The sequence below is a fragment of the Bacillus timonensis genome (genome assembly GCF_000285535.1).
Lineage (GTDB): Bacteria > Bacillota > Bacilli > Bacillales > Bacillaceae_L > Ferdinandcohnia > Ferdinandcohnia timonensis.
On record NZ_HE610990.1, the window covers coordinates 12,981 to 37,466 of the forward strand.

Genomic DNA, 24,486 nt, shown 5'->3' on the forward strand with positions numbered 1-24,486 from the left:
TAAAGCGATGTCTTTAGCTCCTTTTTTATTCTTCAATTGGAAAATCTTCATTCCTTTTCTTGTTTCGTTTTGTATACCATTCCCAAATGGCCCAGCAATCAGAATCGTGCAAATCCTTTACTTCAAACCCTTTACCGGCTATTGTTGATTTAATAAAGGTCTTAATTGAACCGAGCTCTTTTTTCCGTTGAAGTTGGGATTGCTTCATGTCCATGGATTGAATTCTTTTTTATAATGAAGTACAGTTATTTTGCTAATAAAGCGGTACTGAAGTGTTAATTGGTCATCTTCAATCTTCCAACCTGCATCCTTATAGCGACTAAACCCTAGAATAACTCCAATTGGTAACATAAGAAGACCTAGATACCCCCACGAACTAAAGACATACGATAGCATCACAATGGCCGGGACGAATATGACAAATGGCAGCATCCCTCTAAACATATATCTCCACTTTGCTTTTGATGGTACATAGTTCTCAATGCCATGCATCTGATAATTCGGAACAAAGTGCTGCAATAACTCATTGATGGCTGATTTTTTCACTAACGGAAACAGCACCGTTGAAAAATCTTCCCCTTTATCCATCGAGCCACCTGCACTTTCGATATACACCGTTGCATACCCCAATGGCTGCCTGATTAAGTTTTCTCCAATACGAATTGCCTGAATCCTTGTTAATGGAATCGTTGATTGTCTTTTTTCAATTAAGCCTCTAGTAATAAAAAGCTCATTACCTCGTTTTACGACTGTAAAATTAGCATAGCGTAATGTCATAATTAAAATACCAACAACCCATGCAATTAATAAGAACAAGGCAATCAAAACAATAATATAGAACAAAATGGATAAACTCACATATTTTTCAATTGAATTATATAATTTTTCAAATGGTAAATATTCTGCAAATTGGCTCAAAAATGCTAATACACCGGAGATAACAATTCCAATCCCCCCTGAAGTGGATGCGAGAACAAGCAATTCCTTTGGTGTGATTTGATAGGTAAACCTCGTTTGTTTTGTTTGCATTTCTGCTTCCTGATGATTCTTTGTACGAGTTAATAATTCACGTAATTGATTGGCTTCATCTTCTTTAATAGCAGTTAATATCGCTTCGGCCTGCATACCCCCACCTGCAGTTTCTACCTGCAGCTTAACCAATCCAAAAATCCGTTGAATAATGCCTGCAGAAACGTCGATTGTTTGGATTCGCTCTATAGGGATAAAGCGTTTTTTCCGGATAAACACACCATATTCAATTCGCAATTCCCCATCTTCAATTCGGTATGTATAGCGATACCAATGTAAAACTCCGTATACTAACATGAAAAAAATAACCGTACAAGCACCTAACAAATAATACGTTTCAAAGTCATCCCCCGGTCCTACAAAAAAGAGAAAAATAAACGGAAGAATCATTTCCTTTAACTGCTTTAAGAAGCTTAAAAAGCCCGCAACCGGATGCATTCGACGTGGTTCAAACATCATCATCATCCACCCTCGCTAATCTTGAGATAGAGTCACGCAAATGATCTGCTTCCTCCAAATCAAGCGCTGGTATTTCATGGACTGTTGCTGCTGTTGAAATGGTAACAGTTGCTAAGTGATGTTTGCGAAGTAATGGACCTTGTTGTGTATCAACGTGTTGGACACGGTTCATCGGAATAATCGTTCTTTTTACAATGAAAACTCCACGTTGAAGATCAATTTCATGCTCATGTACTTCATATCTCCAGCGCTTCCATTTAAGCCTTGGCAAAATAAATACAGTTACTATTGATTCAATAACTGACAGGACAATCAAGACTGCAAAAATCCAATATGTCCAATCAAAAATAATTGTAAGGACCAGAACGGCAATCGTAATAATCAGCCCAATCATAGATGTAATGATTGCTGATGTTTTCCATACGGTTAAGGCACGCTCACTTATCCGATTTTTTGGAATATCTCTCATCATCCTACCACCCTTTCCCCCGTTGGAATATTTTTCATATCAACCTTTACAGTATAAATGATTTTGTCGAATTGTTACATATAAAAAAACAGTGCACATTTTTTTGTGCACTGTTTAAGTATTATTGTTCGTTTTTACGGAAGTTTCCGCGACGATTACCGCCACTTGAAGAATAACGATTTCCGCCCGATCCTTGACGTCCACCATTTCCGCGTCCACGATCACGGTTTCCACCTTTATATCGTCCGCGGTCGCGTCCACCACGGTTGTTATCTCTATTGTCTCTCTTCACACGAACGGGTGCTTCTTCGGTTAGTTTAACTGGTGTTGAGTCTGGCTCTTTTGTCATTAACTTAATCGCAGCTGCAACAACAGAAACTGAATCATGTTCTTCTAAAAGCTCTTCAGCGATACGAGTATAGTACGATAAATTATTGGACTCAATCATTGACACGATTTTTTCCATCGTGATTTTTTGCTGACCTTCTAAAGCCTCATCCAATGTTGGTGGCTTCATTTTGTCCATTTTACGTTTTGTTGTATTTTCAACATTTTTAAGTTGACCAATTTCACGAGGTGTAACGAAAGTCATCGCCATTCCTGTTTTACCTGCACGGCCTGTACGGCCAATTCGGTGAACATAGCTTTCTGGGTCTTGCGGAATGTCAAAATTGTAGACATGAGTTACACCGGAAATATCTAGACCACGCGCTGCTACGTCTGTTGCAACTAATACTTCGATAGATCCTTCTTTAAACTTACGTAAGACAGAGATACGTTTCGCCTGGCTAAGGTCACCGTGGATTCCTTCTGCCGCATAACCTCTAAGAGTCAATGCTTCAGAAAGCTCATCAACACGACGTTTTGTACGTCCAAAGATAATCGCTAATTCTGGTGATTGGATATCTAGTAAACGAGTTAACACATCAAATTTTTTCTTTTCTTGTACTTCTAAGTAGTACTGTTGAATATTCGGTACAGTCATTTCTTTTGTTTTTACTTTTACAACTTTCGGGTTTTTCATGAAACGCTCAGCAATGCGTTGAATTGGTCCTGGCATTGTTGCAGAGAAAAGTAAAGTTTGGCGTTCGTCAGGTACTCCCTTTAAGATTGCCTCAATATCCTCGATAAAGCCCATGTTTAACATTTCATCTGCTTCATCAAGTACGACCGTTTTTACATTTTGAAGCTTGAGTGTTTTTCGGTTAATGTGGTCGATGACACGACCTGGCGTACCAACAATGATATGAGGGTGTTTTTTTAGTGAACGGATTTGACGAGAGATGTCCTGTCCACCGTAGATTGGTAAAATACGGACACGGTTAAAATGACCGATTTTATGAAGTTCTTCCGATACTTGAATCGCAAGTTCACGAGTTGGTGCAATGACAATTCCTTGGATGTTTTCGTCTTTTACATCTACATTTTCAATAAGTGGAATTCCAAATGCGGCTGTTTTTCCTGTTCCTGTTTGGGCTTGACCTATTACATCATGCCCTTCTAGTGCTAACGGAATCGTTTGAGATTGAATGGGAGTTGCTTCTTCAAACCCCATTTTACTAATCGATTTCATTAAATCTTGACTAATCCCTAGTTCGTTAAATGCTGCCAATTTTTTCATACTCCTTTTGCTAATCTATTTGTACAATGACAAAATTGACTATTTAGACGGGAAATCTGTATAGACACTGGGCTTTTCGCCTCTGAAAAATACGATTTTTAATTAATTCATCATGATCGCAAAACCTATCACATCATTTATGTGACGTAGGTAGGCATCTGCCTAGTATTTATAGTAGACCAGAAACGAATTCTGCTTAAAAAAAGGACATTTTCCGTGAAGTAACGGAAGTAATGCCCTTGGGTTCACGTCCAAAAAGTTAATAAAAGGGCGTCACTAATGGGTAAGATGAGCTATGCCCTTTTTAACACTGTATTTGTAATCTTACCATTACACCATTAGAAATGCAATAAAGCTGAACTTCCAATGATTAGTATATACATTCTTTTGATGTTTCATGTAAGAATGAATCTACCTCTTTAAATAGTCTTTCCTGGTCCTCTCCGTAACAAACATGATGCTTCGCACATGGCAAGAAAAGGAGCTTTTTTTCAGATGAAGCAATGACCTGATATAAATAATGCGCACTTTTTACCGGAACAATACCATCGCATTCTCCTTGCACAATTAATGTTGGGACATTGATTTGGTAAAGCTCGGGGCGAATCCTTCGTACCAACTTTTGAAACTCCATTGTGGCAGATAATGGTGTGTCTGTGATTTTCTTTTTATAACGAAGATAAAGTTCATTTTCATGAAGTGTTTTTCTTAGCCCATCACGAAGCATTAATTTGATATCTGCTAATAGTTGCTTTGGATTGATATAGTATGCAGCAGCACTTAATAAAACCAGCTTTTCTATTGGATAACGAGTTGCTAAATAGCCGGCAATAATTCCCCCCATGGAAAAACCAATGACAAAAACCTTTTCACATGTATGGAGGAGCTCAATTAGCTCTCTTTCTGCATGAACAATCCATTCTGAGTAATGTGTTCCTTTTAAGTCTAAGGTCTCGCCATGACCGGGTAAAGTTGGCGTTCGAACCACCCAATCAGTTGTATGACGGATATGCTCTGCAAGTGGCTCAACTTCATAGGGAGCCCCTGTAAATCCATGTATGAATAAACAGCCAATCATGAAATAAGACCCCTTTCGAAAAAAATATGAAATAATTGTAATCTTTTTGTAACATTTCTTGTTTTCAAACGTACTAATAAGTAAGAAGCATTTAAGGAGGATTTAAAATGGACAAGCTATTTATTGAAAAATCAAACTTTATGAAAGAATTACTATCATACTCCTTAGGAATTTTACTAACTATGTTAATTATACTGCCATTTATAAACTAGAAAAAGCTCGGCAAACTTGTGCCGAGCTTTCTCTTATTTTTTGAAGGCAAAGACAACTTCTTCAAGTTTCATTCCTCTAGATCCTTTTACCAAAAGGATATCTCCTTCAGATAATAGGTTTCTAAGTTGTTCAATTAATTGTTGTTTATCTTGGAAAGAGAAAACTCGGTCTTGTGGGAAATGCTCCTTTGCACCGCTCGCGATATGCTCACCTAATGTTCCAAACGTGAAGACATATTCAATCTTGTCAGGCTCAATAAAGCGACCCACTTCTTCATGATACTCATTTTCCTGGTCACCAAGCTCAAGCATATCTCCTAACACGACAATCTTTTTCCCTGAAGTTTGTAAATCGTGAACCAAACTAATCGCAGCCTTCATGGATAACGGGCTAGCATTATAAGCATCATTAATTAATTTAGTTCCGTTGATACCTTCAATTAATTCTAATCTCATATTCGTGATCTTAATTTGGTGTAGACCTTTTTCAATTTGGTCCCAGGATAAGCCAAGTCGGCGAGCAACAGCAATCGCAGCCATTGCATTATTCACATTGTGCTTACCAAGTACAGGCAAATAAAACCGTTTATTTTCCTGTTCATTAATTGTAAAATAAGTACCCTCATTTTCCTGTTTGATACTTAATGGATAGAAGTCATTTCGCTTAGACTCCCCAAAGGTTGTTGTTTGAATATCCATTCCTTTAACTTGTTCTGTTAATAGTGGTTCGTCCCCATGATAAATGAGCAAGCCTTCCTTTGATAATCCATCTACAATCTCAAGCTTTGCTTTTGCAATTCCTTCACGTGATCCGAGGTCCATCATATGAGATTCACCAATATTCGTAATCACCGCTACATCTGGACGAGCTAGAAGAGTGAGAAATTCAATTTCACCAAATGCACTCATTCCCATTTCCAGCACAGCAACCTGAGTATCCTCTTTTAGTCGTAAAATGGTTAGAGGTAAGCCAATATGGTTATTGAAATTACCCTCTGTCTTTTGGACATGCATGGAAGTTGATAGTACAGAAGCGACCATGTCTTTTGTGGTCGTTTTCCCATTACTTCCTGTAATACCAATGACTTTTATAGAAAGACTATCACGGTAGCTTTTTGCTAGAGTTTGAAGAGCTTCCAGTGTGTCCTTTACGAAAAGAACAGGTACATCTTGTGGCGGACCTGGTTGATCAATGCCCCAGAGCACTGCCACTGCGCCATTTTCTATAGCAGCTTGTGCAAATTGGTGACCATTAAAGGTTTCACCGATGATTGGTATGTACAAATTTCCTGGTGAGATAGTTCTTGTATCAATAGATACCCCTTCAATCACGACATTTTCGTGTTGTGAGTCCAGTTTTTCACCATTCGCCATCTCTTTAATTTGGGCTAAAGTCTTTTTTATCACGAGGTACTCCCCTTTCATGAAGAAACACTATTCAAATATAGAGAATAGTGTTTCCTGTTTTTAAATGGTATATCTGATCGTTTGTTTTTCGGTGTGTCGTTCGATTGCAAGCTCAACTAATTTTTCAATTAACTCTGGATAACTAACACCAGCTTCCTGCCAGAGTAACGGGAACATACTGAATGGTGTAAATCCAGGCATTGTGTTTACTTCGTTGATAACGACTTTTCCTTCTTTCGTTAAGAAGAAGTCCGCTCTAACTAACCCAGAGCAGTCAAGAGCCTTAAATGCTTTAATTGCTTCTGTTTTAACAGATTCATATTGCTCATCTGTAATATCAGCAGGGATAATCAATGCTGTGTCCCCATCTTCGTACTTTGCTTTATAATCATAAAAATCCTTCTTCGGTACGATTTCCCCAACAACCGAACAACTTGGATTATCGTTTCCAAGGACACCGATTTCGATTTCACGCCCAATGATGGCCTCTTCGATAATAATTTTACGGTCAAACATAAATGCCTCTTCAAATGCTTTTTCAAGGCTTTCACGGTCCGTAGCCTTACTGATACCAACGCTTGAACCAAGGTTTGCTGGTTTTACAAAGCATGGGAAGCCTAGTTTTTCCTCAACTTTTAAGTAAGCTTCTTCCGGATTTTGCTTCCATTCATTCCGAACATACGAAACGTATTTGGCTTGAAGCAATCCCGCTTGGCCAAAGATGTTTTTCATAATCACTTTATCCATACCTGCGGATGACGCAAGTACACCATTTCCGACATACGGGATGTTTACAAGCTCAAGCAATCCTTGAACTGTTCCGTCTTCTCCATTTGGTCCATGTAATAACGGGAAAACGACGTCAATGGCTTCATTTTGATGTGACTGTTGTGCTGGAAAAAGCTCCGAATTTAAAGAAACAGGAGAAATTGGAGTTCCCGCATCTTTTAATACTAGTTTCTTTACATCCTCAACTGGACCCGTTAATTGGTTTCCGCGAATCCATTCGCCTTCTTCCGATATATAAATGGGATGAATATCATATTTTGAGTGATCTAATGCTTTGATTACAGCTAATGCTGTCTGCAAGGAAACCTTATGCTCAGCTGATTTCCCTCCGTATAGCAAGCCTAGTTTGACTTTCATTAAGCTTCCTCCTAAAAAATCAATATACCCTTTATTTTAACATTATCACCTTTATATTATATAACAATTACATAACATTTCTATAATTTATTACATGCGTCTAGAAATGTGTCTGTCTAGGCTTGAACCTATATTTTTCAAAAAAGGAATTGCGTCTTCACCGAGGTTTTTTGCGTCTGCCACGGTTTTTTTTGCGGTTCCACCGAGGGGCTTTGCGTCTGCACCAAGATTTTTGCGTCTCCACCGAGATTTTTGCGTCTTCTCCGAATTTTTTGCGTCTCCCACGGTTTTTTTGCGTCTCCACTGGATTTTTTGCGTCTTCTCCTAGGTTTTTGCGTCTCCACTGAGATTTTTGCGTCTTCTCCGAATTTTTTGCGTCTCCATTGAATTTTTTGCGTATTCACCGAGGTTTTTGCGTCTCCACCGAGGTTTTTGCGTCTCCACCGAGGTTTTTGCGTCTTCTCCTAGGTTTTTGCGTCTTCTCCTAGGTTTTTGCGTCTCTACCTGGTTTTTGCGTCTTCATCTAGTTTTTTGCATCTTCACAGTTTTTTTGCTTCTCCCACGGTTTTTTTGCGTCTCCACTGATTTTTTTTGCGTTTCCCACCGAGGTTTTTGCGTTTCCCACAAATTTTTTGCGTCCCCACCGAGGTTTTTGCGTTTCCCACAAATTTTTTGCTTCTTCACCGAGGTTTTTGCGTTTCCCACAAATTTTTTGCGTCTCCCACAAGATTTTTGCGTCTCCATTGAATTTTTTGCGTCTTCACCGAGGTTTTTGCGTCTCCACCAAGTTTTTTGCGTCTCCACTGATTTTTTTGCGTTTCCCACAAGATTTTTGCGTCTCCCACGAGATTTTTGCGTCTCCCACGAGATTTTTGCGTCTCCCACAAGATTTTTGCGTCTCCATTGAATTTTTTGCGTCTTCACCGAGTTTTTTGCGTCTCCACCGAGGGTTTTTGCGTCTCCACCGAGATTTTTGCATCTTCATCTAGGTTTTTTGCACCCTCACCGAATTTTTTGCGTCCCCACCGAGGTTTTTGCGTTTCCCACAAATTTTTTGCGTCTGCACCAAGATTTTTGCTTTTCCACCGAGGTTTTTGCTTCTCCACCGAGGTTTTTTGCGTCTCCACCGAGATTTTTGCATCTTCATCTAGGTTTTTTGCACCCTCACTGAATTTTTTGCGTCTCCCACGGTTTTTTTGCGTCTCCACTGAATTTTTTGCGTCTCCCACAAAATTTTTGCGTCTCCTCCGAGGTTTTTGCGTCTCCCACAAGATTTTTGCGTCTTCACCGAATTTTTTGCGTCTTCACCTAATTTTTTTGCGTCTCCCCGATTTTTCCCAGCAAAAAAAGCCTCAACGGAAGGAACCGTCAAGGCTTTCGGAATATTATTCTAATGCGCTGGCACTTTGGCCGATGGTGTAAATGTGTTCTTGTTGGATGATTTTCTTAATTTCAAGTGATTTGATATGGTGACCGTCCATCTCAATAATTCTAAATTCATAATCCTCATATGGAATTTTATCACCAGGGTGGATATCAATTTGCTCCGTTAAAATCCAACCACTAATCGTATCTACATCTGTATCATCAATTTGTAATCCAAACAAATCGTTGACTTCTCCGATTAACACCTTACCATCTATAATGGTAGTCGTATCGTTAATTTTTTGGATGGCTGGTTTTTCATCTGTATCGAATTCATCACGGATTTCCCCAACGATTTCTTCGATAATATCCTCAACTGTAACCAATCCAGAAGTTCCACCATATTCATCTATTAAAATCGCCATGTGAACGCGTTCTCTTTGCATTTTTGCTAATAATTCTTGAATTGGGATTGACTCAATGACATGGATAATTGGTCTAGTATAATCCTCAATTGTTTTTTCGTTTGCACCCGTTCCTGTCACGACATCAGTGAGTAGTTCCTTTAGGTTAATCAATCCGATAATATGGTCCTTATCCCCATCAACTACGGGGTAACGTGTATACTTCTCACTTGTCATAATCTCCAATATTTCTTGGACTGAGTTATCTTTATCAAGGGCAATGATTTCGGTACGAGGTACCATAACTTCTTTTGCCACACGATCATCAAATTCAAAGATTTTATTTACATATTTATATTCAGACTGGTTAATTTCACCATTTTTATAGCTTTCAGATAAAATGAGGCGTAATTCCTCTTCTGTATGGGCAATGTCGTGTTCTGATATACGTTTATATCCGAATAATCCCGTTAACAAACGCGCAGAACCATTTAACACCCAAATAAATGGATACATTAATCGATAGAAAAAGATTAATGGTCTAGCAAAAAACAAGGTAATTCTTTCTGCCTTTTGAATTGCGATTGTCTTCGGTGCAAGCTCCCCAACAACAACATGTAAAAAAGTGATAACCAAAAAGGCTAACGTGATTGATAACGCTGTTGAAAATGAAGCCGGCATATTTAGCACACCGAATAATGGATGAAGTAAAGCCTCAACTGTTGATTCTCCTAGAAAACCGAGTCCTAAAGCTGTTACTGTGATACCTAACTGACACGCAGACAGGTATTCATCCAGGTTTGAGATGACAGTCTTAGCAGCAATTGCGTTTCTATTCCCTTCTTGTACGAGTTGGTCGATACGAGTACTTCGAATTTTTACAATCGCAAACTCCGACGCCACGAAAAAGGCAGTTAACGCAATCAAAATTGCAACCATGACTAAATTAAATATCTCCAAATAGTTTCCTTACACGCGATAGGCGAGTAAGGATTACACCTCCTAAATAGGTAAGTTTTTAGATGTTGTTCAAAAAGTCGGCTTAAAATGACTCGTCGAATTTCTACGTTGGCTTGCTTCTGCGTTCCTCACGTATTAACTGCATACGTTTTGGTACTGGAAGCTATGCCGCCTTGAAACTTCGACGCACAGGATTTGCTAGTGTCGATATTGCCACATTACGTGGCGTTCTAGTCAACGCGGTCCTTTTTATCCTCCATTTTGAACTGCATTTTTACTTTTACATTTCTTGCAAATGTATTACAAAGAAATGTTGTTTATACAAAGTATTGATGACAATGATTTTTTATTCTATAAGAATGAATTTTTATTCTGTAAGTTTCATAACTATATGATTCTTTGATTCAAGTAAACAGAACCATGAGCAATTTTGCGAGAGCCATGCTCTGTGTGGACATTTTGTTCATTACATTTTTTTGTTCCTCTTTTGATAGAGAATCTAAGATTGGCTTCATTTCTTTGAGTTCTGTTTCCAAATACTCCATTCTCTTTGATAAATCCTGCGTGTATTTCAAGACTTTCTCTTGCTCTACACGAGTTGTTTTTAATAGCTCCACCTTTTCCTTGATTTCAAGTAAGGGGATGTTTAACTCCTTGTACTGGGAAACAAGATGAAGGGTTTCCACAGCTTCAGCACCATAGAACCGATAGTTAGAGTCAGATCGTTCAGGAGTTAAAATACCAAGTTGTGTGTAATAATCAATCGTACGTTTCGATACATTTGCTTCTCTTGCTAGTTCCCCAATACGGTATAACTTCCCAACGACATCACCCCTTCTAAAGGATGTTCAAAAAGTCAGTGAAAATGACACATCGAATTTCTTTGTTGGCTTGCTTTTCCATTCCTCACGTATTAACCGCATACGCTCCGGTACTCAAAGCTGCGTGGCCTCGAAATTATTGGTCCTTTTCATTCTCCTTTTTGAACCCACCCCTTCTATTAGACTTCTATTCTTCTATTATATGTATAATAAACCGTACAGTCAAACGTGACGGTTTTTGGGTACGGTTTGCAATTGTTACTTTTTCTTTTGTGCCAGAGTGGTTTGTGATTTCAAACTATATAGGCCACCCTTCAAGTGGGATAGTGGTAAGTTCTTATGCCTTCTTCTTAAGACTTTAGCCGCCTGCTTACTTCGTATCCCTGTCTGGCAATAGAGGATAATATCCTTATCGGTTGGAAATTCCACTTTATTTCGTTTTATTTTAGATAGGGGTAGATTGATGCTACCCTTAATATGATTTGTTTCATATTCATAAGGATTACGTACATCAATGAGCGCAATATTTTGTGGCATTTTCATTTTTTCTTTAAACTCGATTTCTGATAATTGTTTAAGATTTCTAACTGGTCTCATTGCATCATAAATAAAAACAACAAAAAGAACCCCTACCCCTATTTGCAGCCAAGTAATTGTATCCATTTCCAACCTTCCTTTTCATATGCGTATTATCATTATTATAATCAAAAAAGCAAAGGAATGAAAAATCACATGTGACATCGCTATCTTTTTGCGGTATGGTAGACTAGGAAAAATTTTTAAAGATCGGGGTTTATCGTAAAGTGGGGCAAGCTACAAAACGCTTTTTAGCTGGTGTGGTGTTTATCACCTATTCACTATTTCTTTTATATTGGATGTTTTTTGCATTTTCCCGGACAAAAGGAGAAGAATTCAGGTATAATCTCACACCTTTTTCTACAATCAAAAATTATTTTACGTATTATGATCATTTTCCTTTTTATATTTGGATCATCAATATTGCAGGAAATATAGGTGTTTTTATACCGTTTGGGATCGTGTTACCGGTTCTTTTCCCTAGGCTTTCAAATTTCTTTTTCTTTCTTTGTGCATTTGTCATTGGTATTTCGTCCCTTGAAGTCCTTCAGCTTTTCAGCATGCTAGGAAGTTTTGATGTGGATGATATTATTCTAAACACCATTGGTGCTGTAATTGGGTTTATTTTATTGCAGGTTATGAGGTTTCGTAAACGACGTAAAAAAAGGAGATGAGGTCAAATACGTAAATGTATTTGAACCATCATCTCCTTTTTTAAAGATGTTCAATGGGTCGGTCAAATTGAGACATCGAATTTCTGCGTTGGTTTGCTTCTCCGTTCCTCACGTATTAACTGCATACGCACCTGTACTCAAAGCTGCACTGCCTCGAAATTCGACGCACAGGATGTTCTAGTGTCGACAAGACATAAGGCCGTGGCGGCGACTCGGTCCGTTTCAACCTCCTTTTTGAACCCACATTTTACCGATTAACAGAAGCTGCCATTCTTACATATGTATGACGCTTTCCGCGAATAGCGATTGAATAGGTCATGATGTTTTCAGGAATTGCAATTCCATGGTACCCCGCATCACCAATATGGTAGATATCTGCTCCTGCCATCTTACTAGTTAATGCAATTTGACGGATTGTTGCTTCATCTGCCCCTTCTTGGCTTGTACCAATAGTGAGCATGACCAACGCTCCCTTTGAATGAACAAAGCGGACATTTCTCTCCGTTATTTCTAGAGTAATCCCTGGAATAGTCCCAGGTGCTGGCATTAAAATGACATCTGCTCCTGCTTCAACAAAGCTTTCTAACGCCGCCTCTGAAACAATGCCACTTCCGGTTTCGTTGACTACACCTGCACCATGCATTTTCCCTGCTATAACGAGGCCTTCACTTCCAAACACTTCACGAGCCTTCTTAATTGCTACGACAATTTCATTATTTGTGACACCTGTTTTTGGATTACCAGTGAGGCAAACAAAATCAAAGCCAAGCTGTTTCGCTTCACGTAAGGATTCTTCCGTTGCCAAACGGCCTTTTGGAAGTTGACTTAATGCTTCAAGCTGCTGAGCATTTGGATCAACAGGTTCTAAATTTAATCCAATTGGTCTGCCTGTCAGCCCCTTTAGCTTCTCAACAATTGATTCACCTTCTTTAGCCTGGAATCCCTCTACGAAAGGTGAAAAGACATCAAAATAATTAAAGATTAATAAATCGGCCCCAAATGCAGATGCCATTTCTGCATTCGTGACTGCTGGGTATATCGGTTGAAAAGAGCCAATAACCTCTGATAAAATGACCCTTCCTTCCGAGGCTTTTATCGATTGCTTTAGATCTTGTCCGTTCATTCTCTTAAAATCCGAGGCTGTACAATCTAAAAGTCGTTTCATGATGTTACCCTCCTAATTTATGTTCGGACCATTTCCACCTTATATTTATACCGGTCAGCTCTGTAATACGATTTTACAAATTCAAGTGGTTGCTGATGTTCTATGTAGGTGATTTGTTGGATATAAAGCACAGGATCTCCAACTTTGATACCTAAGTTAGACGCCTCCCGCTTGTGAGCAGTGGTTGCTTCCAGTTCCTGGACTCCCGATGTAATATGAAGCCCAATCTCTCCCTCCACAAACCGATAAATGGAATTCTCAGCTACTTCTCTAGTCAATCCAGGTACAAGATCCTCTGACATATAAAAAACCTCGAACGCAATTGGCTGCTGGTCAGCAAGTCGCAAACATTCAATTTCATAGACCTTTGAACCTTCTTCCAGTTGAAGTTTTGTGGCGATCAAAGTGTCAGCTTCAATTACCGTGAAATCTAAAACGCGCGTGCCTGGCTCAAACCCTCTAGAGCGCATATCCTCAGAGAAACTCGTTAAGCCTTTTACATTTTTTTCGAATTTTTTCAGCGCCACAAAAGTCCCTTTTCCACGTTCTCTTTGTAAATAGCCTTCATTTACAAGATTATTAATGGCTTGTCGTACAGTCATCCTGCTGATTTGGTATTTCTGAGCGAATTCTCTTTCGGACGGAATCATTTCACCAGGTTTTAGCTCTTTCGTTTCGATTTTTTCACGAATACGCTGTTCAATTTGAAAGTAAATAGGTACTGGTGAATTCTTTTTTATCACGATCAAAGCCCCTCTTTTTTTCATCATCCACTAATGAAAGCGCCTCTTCGTCTGCAATAATCGTAACATCAGGATGATTCTTTAAAACAGTAGCCGGAATCCTTTCAGTGATATCCTTGTTTATTACTTTTTCGAGAATATCAGCCTTTGTTTTCCCTGAAACCAGCAAGAGGATTTTTTTACTTTTCATTATTGTGGAGATTCCCATTGTAATTGCATGTGTTGGAACTTCTTCGATGCTGTTGAAAAAGCGCATATTTGCTTGTCTTGTTGATTCTTCAAGCTCAACAACATGTGTTACCGATTGAAATGGTGTACCAGGTTCATTAAAACCGATATGCCCATTTACTCCAATTCCAAGCAACTGAAGGTCAACTCCACCTAAATCAGAAATTACCTTCTCATACTTTTTGCTTTCCTCTTCGTAGTCCGTTGCTAACCCGTCTGGAATATGGATATTGTCTTTTGTAATATTAATATGTGAAAAAAGGTTATCCATCATGAAATGGTGATAACTATTTGGATGGTCCTTTTCAATACCTAGATATTCATCAAGATTCACGGTATGAATGTTTTCATAAGATGTCTTATTTTGCCCGTGATCCTTAATTAATTCTTTATACGTTCCAACAACTGTCCCACCAGTTGCAAGTCCTAATACCGAGTTAGGTTTTTCTTTTACTTGATATGAAATCATAGCTGCTGCAAATTGGCTCATTTCTTCAAAATTCTTCACTGCCACAACTTTCATCTATTTTCCCTCCCTATTGGAATATGCAAGTTTTCCACGACAAAATGTCATGATTACCTCTAATTGATCATTTACTATCACTAAATCTGCATCCTTACCAGCCTTAATGCTTCCTTTTCGGTCAAACACATTGATTTGTTTTGCCGGGTTAACGGCCGTCATTTCCGTTATATCCTTAAGAGAACAATCCGCAAATTTCATCATGTTTCGAACGGCGTCATTTAATTTTAAAATACTTCCTGCCAATGTTCCATCTTTTAAAACAGCTCTTTCCTCATTTACGATAACCTCTTGGCCACCGAGGTCGTACATTCCTGCGACCAGGCATTTTGCACGCATTGAGTCCGTTACAAGAATGGTACCTTCACTTCCTTTATTCTTATATGCAAATTTCACCATTTTTGGTGCTACGTGAATACCATCGACGATCATCTCACACTTTACTTCATCATGTAAAAGAACAGCACCTGCTACACCTGGCTCCCTGTGATGAATCCCGCGCATTCCATTGAATAAATGTGTAGCGTGAGTAACTCCCGCTTCTATAGCAGCTTCAACTTCTTCGTAAACCGCGTCAGAGTGTCCAATGGAAGCAACTACACCTGTATTCTTCAAATGAGCCGTTAACTCTAAGCCTCCTGGTTCCTCTGGTGCTAGTGTAACAAGTCGAATATTGTCACCTGATAAAGCCTGCCACTTTTTAAACAATTCCACGTTTGGATTTATAATATTACCCGGATGTTGTGCTCCTGCTCTTTTGGGAGATAAAAATGGTCCTTCAAGATGTGCACCTAAAATTTCTGCATGACCCGGATTTTGTGTAGGCATAAAATTAGCAATTGTACCAATTGCATTTTCTATATCCTCTTGTGATTTTGTCATGGTAGTCGCAAGAAAGCTCGTAGTGCCTTCTTTCGGTAACGTGGTTACCATTGTTTTTAATGCATCAGGTCTTGCGTCCATTACGTCAGCTCCGCTTGCCCCGTGAATATGTAGATCAATCATACCTGGTATCAATGAGTAAGAATCGTCAAATTCGATAACTTCCTCTTTATCACTTGCTTGAAAGTCAGCAACATGGCCAACTCTCCTTATCTTATCTCCATCAATTTCAATAAATCCTTTTTCGATAATGCCATCCTCTGAAAATATAGTAAGATTTGTTATAATCATAGTAAGGACTCCTTTTATATTTCTTATCTTCATTATATCTTTCACGAGAGCTAGTTGTCTATACCACTAAAGTATTTCTTATTCTCCCCTTACTTTTCCCTACTTATAATGAAATTATTGTGTTTTCCTTTTATACAAAAAGAAGGCCACCCTATTGGATAGCCCCTTTACTCATCTACTACTCTTTTCGAATTTTATGAACCTCGTCGGCAACGAATTGTACATTTGTTCCTACTATAACTTGAATGCTGTTTTTACCAACAATATTGATTCCAGGAACGCCGGTTGCCTTAATTTTTTGCTGATCAACTTTTTCCATATCTTTTACTTCTAAACGTAAACGTGTTACGCAGTTGTCAACTGATGTTACATTCTCGTCTCCACCTAAACCTTCATAAATTTGAGCTGCCATTGCTGCGAATCTTGATTTACCATCAGCCTGGGTAGTTGTTTCAACAGCTTCCTCGTCTTCACGGCCCGGTGTTTTCAAATTAAATTTAAGAATTAAGAAACGGAACAGAACATAATAAATAAGACCGATTACAAGTCCTTGAACTAACAACATCCAAGGTTGATTTGCGATTGGATTTCGTAAACTTAAGAAAAAGTCAACAAAACCTGCACTAAATGCAAATCCTGCAGTCCAATGGAATGATGCTGCAATAAATAGTGAAATACCTGTTAATAAAGCATGTACAACATATAGTCCTGGTGCTAAGAACATGAAAGCAAATTCAAGTGGTTCTGTTACACCTGTAAAAAATGCCGCAAATCCAGCTGCCATTAATAAGGATGCAGCTTGTTTCTTTCTGGCTGTTTTTGCTGTGTGATACATTGCAAGTGCTGCTGCTGGCAAACCAAACATCATAACTGGGAAGAAACCAGCTTGATATCTACCTGTAACACCTTTTTCACCTTTACCACCCAAGAAATTAGTAATATCATTGATTCCAGCTACATCAAACCAAAATACAGAGTTTAGTGCATGGTGAAGTCCTGTTGGTATTAACAATCTATTGAAGAATCCATAAAGACCAGCACCAACTGCGCCTAAACCAACAATTGCTTCACCAAATGCAACTAATCCTGAATAGATGACTGGCCATACAAATATTAGCACTAAAGATGCAATTAACATTGCAACAGATGTCAAAATTGGAACAAGTCTTTTCCCACTAAAGAAAGCCAATGCATCCGGTAATTGTACCTCACTGAAGCGATTGTATATGATGGAAGCGATAATACCGGAGATTATTCCGATAAACTGGTTATTTATTTTTCCAAATGCAGCATTTACTGCCGTTGCGTCAACTCCTTGTAGCTGTGCTACAGAGTTTGTGCCAAGTAGTGTTGTAATTGTTAAAAAGGCCACCAATCCACTAAGTGCTGCTGAGCCATCCTTGTCTTTTGACATACCCAAAGCAACACCTACTGCAAAGAGAAGTGACATATTGTCAATGATGGCTCCCCCTGCTTTCGTTAAGAAAGTAGCTATAGGGCTACCATTACCTGTTACAAAAACATCAGGGTCAATCCAATAACCGATACCCATCAAGATAGCTGCTGCTGGTAATACAGCAACTGGTAGCATCAGAGAACGACCAAGCTTTTGAAGATACTTCATCATGTTGTATATTTCCTCCTTTAAATTTGTTGTCTTCCTTCCATTCTTTGGTCTTTAAACTACTTCAAAATAATCAAGCATAATTTCAAAAATCAGGTAACGCTTACACAATAGTGTAACCAAAGCATAGTTAGATTTATTACCGGAATTCATTTTAACACCAAGGGGTTTAGTTGTCTATACCAATTTTTTTGAATTCCCCACAAAAAATGTAGAGAGAATTTTTTGTGAAATCAGCATTTTTATCTACAACAATATAACTAAAGGTGTATAGAAGAAGGGATGTTTATATATTACACTAAGGATAAGCCATTGATTAGGAGGTATTCCATGAAACAAGGTGATAAAGTCGTCTATAATAACGATTTGTATGAAGTTCTTTATGTTTATGAAAATGGAATGTATGAGATTAAACAAATGGAAATCCTATTCAAAGTAGAACTTGTGAATGAAAACGATATCATTCCTGTTCTCTGCTAATTGTCTTCCCTCCCTTTCAAGGGGTTCAAAAAAATCCATTGGTATGACAATGGATTCTTCTTCATTCTCCCATTATTTCATCAAGACTGCTCGCACAGGGCTTCCATCTGCACCTTCAATTGGGAGTGGGAGTGCAATTAATTCATAATCACCAAGTTCCACACCCTCTAAGACAATCCCTTCAAGAATATATATGCCATGTTGATATAAATGATGATGAGCTTGTAAATCTTTACTATCCAACTGATCAACAGATGGAGTGTCTATCCCAATTAAGCGAATTCCTTTTTCAGCTAAAAATAAAGCAATTTCTGGTTTTAAGCTTGTAATAGAGGTTGGAAACTTCTTTCGATTTTTCCAAGAGTTTGTTCGTATTAATAACCGTTTCACACCAGATAAATCAAATTGTTTTAAATCCTCGACTCCAATTTCCTTTTTACCTGATACCTCAATTACCTTCGCTTTTCCTATGTATCGATCAAGGTCAAGTTCATGCACCTTTTTTCCTTCATTATCAAAATGGAAGGGTGCATCAATATGAGTACCAATATGTGTACTTGTTGTGATTTTTCCTACATTAACAGTTGAAGCTTCCTTTATTGACCATGTTAGAGCATATTCAAATGGAGTGTCGTTTGGCCATTCTTGTGTCGCGCTGCTTAAAGGCTGTGAAATATCAATGATTTTCATTTATTAATCACCTCTAACGTTTTCTTACCTCTAGTATAATTTAGTTGTAACAATTCTGTCATTTTATTCTTATCATAAAACATTTTTCTCCGGAGATTCTAGAAATGTCTTCTCAAAAAGAAGGTGATGTAGTGAGAAAACAATCATTGAGGAGGAAAATGATGGGAATTTTAAGCGGTAATCCAAAAGAAGAACCGATGCATTATGGTGAAGTTTTCGGTGTATGGACACACTTATTAACAGCAAAAGGAATGGTTTCTGCGTACCAAACCTTACTTAATCATACTGGTGATGATGATTTAAAAAAAATCGTAGAAGACATCATTGAAAATGGCCTCAAACTGGAGATTGAAGAGGTAGAAACCTTATTAAAAGAAAATGGGGTTGGGTTACCTCCCGCACCTCCAGAGCGACCTAATGCGTGCCTTGAAAATATACCTCCTGGTGCACGTTTTCAAGATCCTGAAATTGCAGCTAAAGTTTCCGCTGATATCGCAGCAGGCTTAGTTGCTTGTAGTACCCTAATTGGACAATCAATTCGGGAAGATGTTGCTACAATGTATGGGCAATTCCATTTGAAAAAAGCACAATTTGGCGCGAGAATGCTACGTCTTAACAAAGAAAAAGGGTGGCTTGTTCCTCCTCCACTTCATATTAATAAAACTGAGGGATGTTAAATACCTTGCAGGCAGATTCTTACTGAATCTGCCTTTTTTTGTAGTGGTTTAACTTTGCTTACTACCACTGTCATTTTAGCTGTCCTCTCTTTTATTACCACCAATACTTTATGTAAGGAAGAAGCAAAATATAAAAGTAAATCAAATCATGCAAAGGAGGAATTAACTTGCAAAGATTTACAAAAACAAGTGTAGCAATTCTTGGTTCTGCGATGCTTTTATTGTCTGCCTGTAATACAAATAACGATGCGGCAGATGATAAAAACCGTTCAGCAAACGTAGAAAACGTAAATAATGGCTATATCATAAAACAAGATCAGCCTTATCGCACGACAACATCGAGTGATCGATATCCACATACAACCAGTGTTCAAAATGCTCAAGGTGAACAAAAGTATTTTCGTTTCATCAATAAAAAAATTGTAGTCCGTACTCCAAACGGTACAAACGTAGTTCCAAATGGGAACTATCATTTTACAGGGGGACCAAATAATGTTGCCCCAGCGCCAAATAATGTAACTCCAGCACCGAACAATGTTACTCCGGCACCGAATTACCCAACAGGAGATACAACAACTGGTGAACAGAATCGTCAACCTGCAACACAGCAGCCTGCTCCTACTCCGGCACCGACAGCTGGTGTAAGTAATTTTGAAAAACAGGTAATAGATCTTACAAATGCACAACGTAAGAAAAATGGCTTACCTGCCCTTAAAACTGATGCAGGATTAAGCAAAGTGGCCAAGACGAAAGCTAATGACATGCAACAAAAAAACTACTTTTCACATACAAGTCCAACGTATGGATCTCCATTTGATATGATGAGGGATTTCGGAGTATCGTACAAAACAGCTGGTGAAAATATCGCAAAAGGACAAACGTCTCCTGAAGCAGTAGTTAACGCTTGGATGAACAGTGAAGGACACCGTAAAAATATCCTTAATCCAAACTTCACTCATATTGGAGTTGGTCATCAACAAAGTGGAAACTACTGGTCACAAATGTTTATAGGAAAATAAAAACACTTCATACAAAAACGGGCCGACATATTTATATGTCAGCCCTCACTTTTTAATTACATGTTAAGTTTAACAAATTTTCGTTTTCCAACTTGAACAATCATACCCTCTTTCACTTCAATCTCAAGATGGATGTCCTCAACCTTCTCGCCGTTCAGCTTCACACCACCGTTTTGAATCATTTTTCGAGCTTCCCCTTTGGACTTTTGTAATTCCAATTGAACAAGTAAGTCAATAATTGAAATTTTAGCGTCTCCGGACCAAGTTAGCTCGGGGATATCCTCTGGCATTACTCCTTTTTGGAAGACTGTTTTAAAATGATTTTCAGCCTGCTGGGCTGCTTCTTCACCATGGTACATTCTCACGATGGTTCTTCCAAGAAGCATTTTTGCATCACGTGGGTGTAAAGTTCCACTTTCAAGATTTGCTTTGATTTCATTCTTTTCTTCCAACGATAGGTCAGTAACTAAATCAAAGTATTTCGCCATCATTTCATCCTGGATGGACATTGTTTTCCCATACATATCATTTGGTGCTTCATCAACACCAATATAGTTTCCTTTGGACTTGGACATTTTTTCAACGCCATCTAGTCCCTCTAAAAGTGGAAGAAGAATGACAACCTGTTTTTCTTTTCCAAAATGTTCTTGTAAATGACGTCCCATTAAGACATTGAAATGCTGATCATTTCCTCCTAGTTCAATGTCGCTTTCCAACACTACAGAGTCATAACCCTGCATAAGTGGATAGAAAAATTCATGAAGAGAAATCGGCTTTCCTGTCGCCAAACGCTCAGAGAAATCATTTCTTTCAAGTAACCGAGCGACAGTTATGCTTGCAGCAAGGTTAATAATGTCTTCAAAGTTTAAAGCAGATAACCATTTCGAGTTATAGTGAAGTTCTACCTTCTCAGTATCCAATACTTTTCCAAATTGCTCAAAATATGTTTTCGCATTGTGTTTCACTTCTTCATCTGTTAACTGTTTACGCGCAACTGATTTACCAGTTGGGTCCCCAATTTTTCCTGTAAAATCTCCAATTAAAAGCTGGACCACATGACCGTTTTCTTGGAATTGTTTTAATTTATTTAAAACAACTGTGTGTCCCAAGTGCACATCCGGCGCAGATGGGTCAAGGCCTAGCTTTACTTTTAATGGTTTCTTGGTAACAAGAGACTTTGCGATTTTTTGTTTTAATTCGTGTGCAGGAACAACCTCTTGAATACCGTTTGTATAGATAGCAAATTGTCTTTCTAGTTCCACTTTTTGTTGATCTGTTAGTTGTTCGATAAAGTTTTCCATTCGGCTTTCCTCCTGATTTGTGATTTTAAAATGTCTTTCTTATATTGATTTACGATTTAGGAAATTTAGGTCAGGGACATTTTTTCTAGCATTGATGGGCTTTTGTCTTTGAGACAACTGCTCAAAGACACTTAGCCCGCGTTCAACATGCTTTTGTCCGTGTGACCGCGGCTTGAAAACATTTCTACATGTACCCTCCAGCTTTTAAACCCTTGTCCTTGAGGGACACTTCCTAACCCTAAAAACAACACAAAAAACCACGCCCCTAAAAAGGGACGTGGTTGCACGCGGTACCACCCTTGTTTGAAGATAAATATCTTCCGCTCATTCGAATAACGGCTCGTCCGTTCTTTGCTAATTACCGACCTGGGTTCACAAAGAAAGCTCAAGGAGGTAATTCACATTTATCTATGTTCCGGTTTTCACCAACCACCGGCTCTCTATAACAGGGAGATAAACTGCTACTGATTCCTATCATCACTTTTCTATTTGAATATAATGGCTATTTTATCGGATAGTGTCGCAAATAACAAGTAAAAATTCCTCTTCCTTTTTTATGCACAAATGCTGGAAGCGCTTTATCTTTTGTTCTACACTATTGTTGTAAAAGCAAATTACCTGCAAATGTAATATTTTGAATCGTAATTGGGAGACCGCCCGCTGGTGTTTGCAGTAACACTTTATCTCCTATTTTTCGTAATAACAATTGTCTGCCGACTGGTGATAAAAATGAGATGCAACCTGCATCTGGGTCTGAATGTTTTGGTAAACATACAAAATAATCCTCTGTCTCGTCTTCCCCATCAAACACGACAGTTACCTTTGTTCCGATAAAAACCATTGGTATTGGTTCAGCCACTTCATCTTTTAAGAAACTTTCAAGTTCGTTTATATATGAGCTAAGAAAGTGTGGATTTCTCTCCTTAAGGGGTGTGGAGGATAAATAGAGATTCTTTAATTCTTGAAAATTTGTATCAATTGTCCGTAGCTGCTCGACAAAATATTCCTTATGGCTCATAGTAGATATCCTCCTTGCTAGCATCAAACACCTTGCAAAATTTCATTTCTACCTTCATTTTTTATTTCCCCTTCCTCTATTTGAATATAAAAATGTAGACCCTCCTTAAGCACAGAAAGGTCTACTATACACTTCCAATTATACCACAATGATTCCAGTGACACTAGTTATCTAGCAGACTGTTAATTCGACAAAATCCTTCAGTACCTATCAAGAAAAAAGTAGCTATACGAAATAGCTACTTCACCTTATAACACCTATGCAACAACAAGTCTTATTTTATTGGCAGATGGGTCCTTTGTTATCACGACTCCATCTTCAACTTGGACATATGCGCCTAGTTTCTTTAGGTTTTCAACGGTTGTTTGTAATGCATTTTCATTTGGTAGTACAAGTGTAAATTGTTTAATCCCTGCACTATTTTCAGAAGGTGCAGGTGCTCCTACACCATTCCATGTGTTGAGACCGATATGATGATGATACCCGCCTGTTGAAATAAATAATGCCATCCTACCGTAACGGCAAACAACATCAAATCCAAGTCCTTTTGTATAATATTCTTCTGTCTTTGCTATGTCTGAAACATGCATATGAATATGACCCATAACTGTTCCCTCTGGAAGCCCAGTCCATTTTTCACCATTCGCAGCTGCAAGTACACCTTGTCCATCAAGAGGATCTGTCACCATTTTGACCTCACCATTATTCCATTCCCACTCTGTGTCGGGACGGTCTCTATAAATTTCAATTCCATTACCATCTGGATCATCTAAATAGAGTGCCTCACTCACAGAATGATCTGATGCGCCAATTGGAACATTGTTTTGGACTAAGTGGAAAAGTACTTTTCCTAAATCAGCCTGGGATGGTAATAGCAACGCAAAATGATAAAGCCCAGTTCGACGCGGCTCCTTAGGCGCAATGTTCGCAGGCTGTTCAATTGATAATAATGGTGTCTTACCATCCGCAGTTAATAGTGCCTTATTTCCAGATTGCTCTAATACTTTAAAACCAATAATGTTTTGATAGAACGTTAAAGAACGTTGTAAATCGGTCACCTTTAATTCTACAAGTTCAACAAATGTATATGGTGGGCGTTGAAATTTCATTTTCGTGTGCCTCCTAAATTTTATTAGTAACTTACTTTATGTAAGTAATTATATTTTTGTAATTGAATTATGTCAAGTAAGTTTATTATTTCTTACAATGCGCTATAATATATTCATAGGGGTGAAGGAACGATGGATACAAATATAATTTGTCCTAAATTTGAAAAAGCTATGAGTTTACTCGGTCAACGCTGGACGGGCCTCGTTATTTATCAACTTCTTTCAGGTCCGCAGCGTTTTTGTACAATAGAGTCTTCGATTGGTATAAGTGGAAGAGTTCTTTCAGAAAGACTCAAGGATTTGGAAAATCAAGGTATTGTAAAAAGGCAGGTCTACCCAGAAACCCCAGTACGTATCGAATATTCCTTAACAGAAAAAGGGGCCGCCCTAAAACCGCTAATGGATAAAATCCAAGAATGGTCACAGGAATGGGTTACAATAGATTCCTAAAACATCAACAAAGCTAAAGCAGATTGTATAGTATTGCAATCTGCTTTTTTCTTTCATACGCCTTA

Annotated in this window: 25 protein-coding genes and 1 other annotated feature; of the genes, 5 read left to right on the forward strand and 20 right to left on the reverse strand. The window is 38.4% G+C overall.

All coding sequences use genetic code 11. The features are described 5' to 3' along the window. Positions 1 to 25 precede the first annotated feature (25 nt). The 11 genes from BTHG_RS26015 to BTHG_RS22185 all read right to left on the reverse strand — a co-directional run bounded on the left by BTHG_RS26015 (position 26) and on the right by BTHG_RS22185 (position 11,634). Positions 26 to 214, reverse strand: a complete 189-nt coding sequence (locus BTHG_RS26015; RefSeq protein WP_010284654.1) for a hypothetical protein — start codon at positions 212 to 214, stop codon at positions 26 to 28. Next, positions 205 to 1,485, reverse strand: coding sequence for a PH domain-containing protein (locus BTHG_RS25615; RefSeq protein ID WP_010284656.1), 1,281 nt, complete (start codon positions 1,483 to 1,485; stop codon positions 205 to 207). The genes BTHG_RS26015 and BTHG_RS25615 overlap by 10 nt, the downstream gene beginning before the upstream one ends. Then, complete coding sequence (locus BTHG_RS22130; protein ID WP_010284658.1) at positions 1,478 to 1,957, reverse strand: PH domain-containing protein; 480 nt, start codon at positions 1,955 to 1,957, stop codon at positions 1,478 to 1,480. Before BTHG_RS22130 ends, BTHG_RS25615 begins: the two co-directional genes overlap by 8 nt. A 121-nt stretch (positions 1,958 to 2,078) precedes the next feature. Continuing rightward, positions 2,079 to 3,569, reverse strand: coding sequence for a DEAD/DEAH box helicase (locus BTHG_RS22135; RefSeq protein WP_010284659.1), 1,491 nt, complete (start codon positions 3,567 to 3,569; stop codon positions 2,079 to 2,081). A 379-nt stretch (positions 3,570 to 3,948) separates the two neighbouring features. Continuing rightward, positions 3,949 to 4,656: an alpha/beta hydrolase gene (locus BTHG_RS22140; protein WP_010284661.1), complete on the reverse strand. Its 708-nt coding sequence runs from the start codon at positions 4,654 to 4,656 to the stop codon at positions 3,949 to 3,951. Positions 4,657 to 4,901: 245 nt separating this feature from the next. Next, positions 4,902 to 6,275 carry a UDP-N-acetylmuramoyl-tripeptide--D-alanyl-D-alanine ligase gene (locus BTHG_RS22150; protein WP_010284663.1) on the reverse strand — a complete coding sequence of 458 codons (1,374 nt, stop codon included), beginning with the start codon at positions 6,273 to 6,275 and terminating at the stop codon, positions 4,902 to 4,904. A gap of 60 nt (positions 6,276 to 6,335) precedes the next feature. Further along, positions 6,336 to 7,421 (reverse strand): D-alanine--D-alanine ligase, encoded by a 1,086-nt coding sequence (locus tag BTHG_RS22155; RefSeq protein WP_010284666.1) that lies wholly within the window; start codon positions 7,419 to 7,421, stop codon positions 6,336 to 6,338. A 920-nt stretch (positions 7,422 to 8,341) separates the two neighbouring features. Continuing rightward, positions 8,342 to 8,650 carry a hypothetical protein gene (locus BTHG_RS22170; RefSeq protein ID WP_010284672.1) on the reverse strand — a complete coding sequence of 103 codons (309 nt, stop codon included), beginning with the start codon at positions 8,648 to 8,650 and terminating at the stop codon, positions 8,342 to 8,344. A 156-nt stretch (positions 8,651 to 8,806) separates the two neighbouring features. Beyond that, complete coding sequence (locus BTHG_RS22175) at positions 8,807 to 10,129, reverse strand: hemolysin family protein (protein WP_010284676.1); 1,323 nt, start codon at positions 10,127 to 10,129, stop codon at positions 8,807 to 8,809. Between the two features lie 425 nt (positions 10,130 to 10,554). After that, the gene (locus tag BTHG_RS22180; RefSeq protein ID WP_026021935.1) at positions 10,555 to 10,956 is read right to left on the reverse strand and encodes a MerR family transcriptional regulator; all 402 of its coding nucleotides are present in this window, start codon (positions 10,954 to 10,956) and stop codon (positions 10,555 to 10,557) included. A gap of 273 nt (positions 10,957 to 11,229) precedes the next feature. Continuing rightward, the gene (locus BTHG_RS22185; RefSeq protein WP_010284678.1) at positions 11,230 to 11,634 is read right to left on the reverse strand and encodes a rhodanese-like domain-containing protein; all 405 of its coding nucleotides are present in this window, start codon (positions 11,632 to 11,634) and stop codon (positions 11,230 to 11,232) included. Positions 11,635 to 11,774: 140 nt separating this feature from the next. On the opposite strand from BTHG_RS22185, the gene BTHG_RS22190 reads away from it, so the two are divergent. Next, a complete protein-coding gene (locus BTHG_RS22190; protein ID WP_010284679.1) occupies positions 11,775 to 12,221 on the forward strand; it encodes a VanZ family protein in 447 nt (148 codons plus the stop codon). Positions 12,222 to 12,468: 247 nt separating this feature from the next. Here the strand turns inward: BTHG_RS22190 and BTHG_RS22195 are convergent, their stop codons facing one another. From BTHG_RS22195 to nagE, 5 genes are all read right to left on the reverse strand, one after another. Further along, complete coding sequence (locus BTHG_RS22195; protein ID WP_010284680.1) at positions 12,469 to 13,386, reverse strand: DUF7916 family protein; 918 nt, start codon at positions 13,384 to 13,386, stop codon at positions 12,469 to 12,471. A gap of 17 nt (positions 13,387 to 13,403) precedes the next feature. Next, a complete protein-coding gene (locus BTHG_RS22200) occupies positions 13,404 to 14,129 on the reverse strand; it encodes a GntR family transcriptional regulator (RefSeq protein ID WP_010284686.1) in 726 nt (241 codons plus the stop codon). Next, positions 14,086 to 14,880, reverse strand: a complete 795-nt coding sequence (gene nagB / locus BTHG_RS22205; protein ID WP_010284688.1) for a glucosamine-6-phosphate deaminase — start codon at positions 14,878 to 14,880, stop codon at positions 14,086 to 14,088. The genes BTHG_RS22200 and nagB overlap by 44 nt, the downstream gene beginning before the upstream one ends. Next, entirely contained in the window at positions 14,881 to 16,053 is a 1,173-nt protein-coding gene (nagA, locus tag BTHG_RS22210; RefSeq protein WP_010284689.1) for an N-acetylglucosamine-6-phosphate deacetylase, read from the reverse strand. It abuts the gene before it with no gap. A 178-nt stretch (positions 16,054 to 16,231) separates the two neighbouring features. Then, positions 16,232 to 17,680, reverse strand: a complete 1,449-nt coding sequence (gene nagE, locus BTHG_RS22215; RefSeq protein WP_010284690.1) for an N-acetylglucosamine-specific PTS transporter subunit IIBC — start codon at positions 17,678 to 17,680, stop codon at positions 16,232 to 16,234. A gap of 327 nt (positions 17,681 to 18,007) precedes the next feature. Here nagE and BTHG_RS26935 point away from each other — a divergent pair, with 327 nt between their 5' ends. Next, entirely contained in the window at positions 18,008 to 18,157 is a 150-nt protein-coding gene (locus BTHG_RS26935) for a hypothetical protein (protein WP_157256247.1), read from the forward strand. Positions 18,158 to 18,229: 72 nt separating this feature from the next. Here BTHG_RS26935 and kynB read toward each other — a convergent pair whose 3' ends face one another. Continuing rightward, on the reverse strand, positions 18,230 to 18,847 hold the full coding sequence (gene kynB, locus BTHG_RS22225) for an arylformamidase (RefSeq protein ID WP_010284691.1): 618 nt from the start codon (positions 18,845 to 18,847) through the stop codon (positions 18,230 to 18,232). A gap of 161 nt (positions 18,848 to 19,008) precedes the next feature. Between kynB and BTHG_RS22230 the strand changes: the two genes are divergently transcribed. Together BTHG_RS22230 and BTHG_RS22235 are read left to right on the forward strand one after the other, a co-directional pair. Beyond that, positions 19,009 to 19,524, forward strand: coding sequence for a DUF3231 family protein (locus BTHG_RS22230; protein WP_010284692.1), 516 nt, complete (start codon positions 19,009 to 19,011; stop codon positions 19,522 to 19,524). Between the two features lie 167 nt (positions 19,525 to 19,691). Beyond that, a complete protein-coding gene (locus tag BTHG_RS22235) occupies positions 19,692 to 20,543 on the forward strand; it encodes a CAP domain-containing protein (protein WP_010284694.1) in 852 nt (283 codons plus the stop codon). Between the two features lie 56 nt (positions 20,544 to 20,599). Here the strand turns inward: BTHG_RS22235 and tyrS are convergent, their stop codons facing one another. The 3 genes from tyrS to BTHG_RS22250 form a co-directional block, all read right to left on the reverse strand. Beyond that, positions 20,600 to 21,844 carry a tyrosine--tRNA ligase gene (tyrS, locus tag BTHG_RS22240; protein WP_010284705.1) on the reverse strand — a complete coding sequence of 415 codons (1,245 nt, stop codon included), beginning with the start codon at positions 21,842 to 21,844 and terminating at the stop codon, positions 20,600 to 20,602. A gap of 268 nt (positions 21,845 to 22,112) precedes the next feature. After that, positions 22,113 to 22,331 (reverse strand) — a binding site (T-box leader). Positions 22,332 to 22,439: 108 nt separating this feature from the next. Next, the gene (locus BTHG_RS22245; protein ID WP_010284707.1) at positions 22,440 to 22,862 is read right to left on the reverse strand and encodes a GreA/GreB family elongation factor; all 423 of its coding nucleotides are present in this window, start codon (positions 22,860 to 22,862) and stop codon (positions 22,440 to 22,442) included. 257 nt (positions 22,863 to 23,119) lie between these two features. Beyond that, positions 23,120 to 23,971 (reverse strand): VOC family protein, encoded by an 852-nt coding sequence (locus BTHG_RS22250; protein WP_010284708.1) that lies wholly within the window; start codon positions 23,969 to 23,971, stop codon positions 23,120 to 23,122. Positions 23,972 to 24,103: 132 nt separating this feature from the next. On the opposite strand from BTHG_RS22250, the gene BTHG_RS22255 reads away from it, so the two are divergent. Further along, positions 24,104 to 24,421 carry a winged helix-turn-helix transcriptional regulator gene (locus BTHG_RS22255; protein ID WP_010284710.1) on the forward strand — a complete coding sequence of 106 codons (318 nt, stop codon included), beginning with the start codon at positions 24,104 to 24,106 and terminating at the stop codon, positions 24,419 to 24,421. Positions 24,422 to 24,486: the final 65 nt, after the last annotated feature.

Coding starts and splice junctions, on each gene's coding strand:
- kynB (WP_010284691.1), bottom strand. CDS start 18,847: ATGAAAATCATTGATATTTCACAGCCTTTAAGCAGCGCGACACAAGAA.
- BTHG_RS25615 (WP_010284656.1), bottom strand. CDS start 1,485: ATGTTTGAACCACGTCGAATGCATCCGGTTGCGGGCTTTTTAAGCTTC.
- BTHG_RS26935 (WP_157256247.1), top strand. CDS start 18,008: ATGAAACAAGGTGATAAAGTCGTCTATAATAACGATTTGTATGAAGTT.
- BTHG_RS22185 (WP_010284678.1), bottom strand. CDS start 11,634: ATGGATACAATTACTTGGCTGCAAATAGGGGTAGGGGTTCTTTTTGTT.
- BTHG_RS22230 (WP_010284692.1), top strand. CDS start 19,009: ATGGGAATTTTAAGCGGTAATCCAAAAGAAGAACCGATGCATTATGGT.
- BTHG_RS22155 (WP_010284666.1), bottom strand. CDS start 7,421: ATGAAAGTCAAACTAGGCTTGCTATACGGAGGGAAATCAGCTGAGCAT.
- BTHG_RS22250 (WP_010284708.1), bottom strand. CDS start 23,971: ATGAAATTTCAACGCCCACCATATACATTTGTTGAACTTGTAGAATTA.
- BTHG_RS22195 (WP_010284680.1), bottom strand. CDS start 13,386: ATGAAACGACTTTTAGATTGTACAGCCTCGGATTTTAAGAGAATGAAC.
- BTHG_RS22140 (WP_010284661.1), bottom strand. CDS start 4,656: ATGATTGGCTGTTTATTCATACATGGATTTACAGGGGCTCCCTATGAA.
- BTHG_RS26015 (WP_010284654.1), bottom strand. CDS start 214: ATGGACATGAAGCAATCCCAACTTCAACGGAAAAAAGAGCTCGGTTCA.
- nagA (WP_010284689.1), bottom strand. CDS start 16,053: ATGATTATAACAAATCTTACTATATTTTCAGAGGATGGCATTATCGAA.
- nagE (WP_010284690.1), bottom strand. CDS start 17,680: ATGATGAAGTATCTTCAAAAGCTTGGTCGTTCTCTGATGCTACCAGTT.
- BTHG_RS22130 (WP_010284658.1), bottom strand. CDS start 1,957: ATGAGAGATATTCCAAAAAATCGGATAAGTGAGCGTGCCTTAACCGTA.
- nagB (WP_010284688.1), bottom strand. CDS start 14,880: ATGAAAGTTGTGGCAGTGAAGAATTTTGAAGAAATGAGCCAATTTGCA.
- BTHG_RS22175 (WP_010284676.1), bottom strand. CDS start 10,129: ATGGTTGCAATTTTGATTGCGTTAACTGCCTTTTTCGTGGCGTCGGAG.
- tyrS (WP_010284705.1), bottom strand. CDS start 21,844: ATGGAAAACTTTATCGAACAACTAACAGATCAACAAAAAGTGGAACTA.
- BTHG_RS22255 (WP_010284710.1), top strand. CDS start 24,104: ATGGATACAAATATAATTTGTCCTAAATTTGAAAAAGCTATGAGTTTA.
- BTHG_RS22245 (WP_010284707.1), bottom strand. CDS start 22,862: ATGAGCCATAAGGAATATTTTGTCGAGCAGCTACGGACAATTGATACA.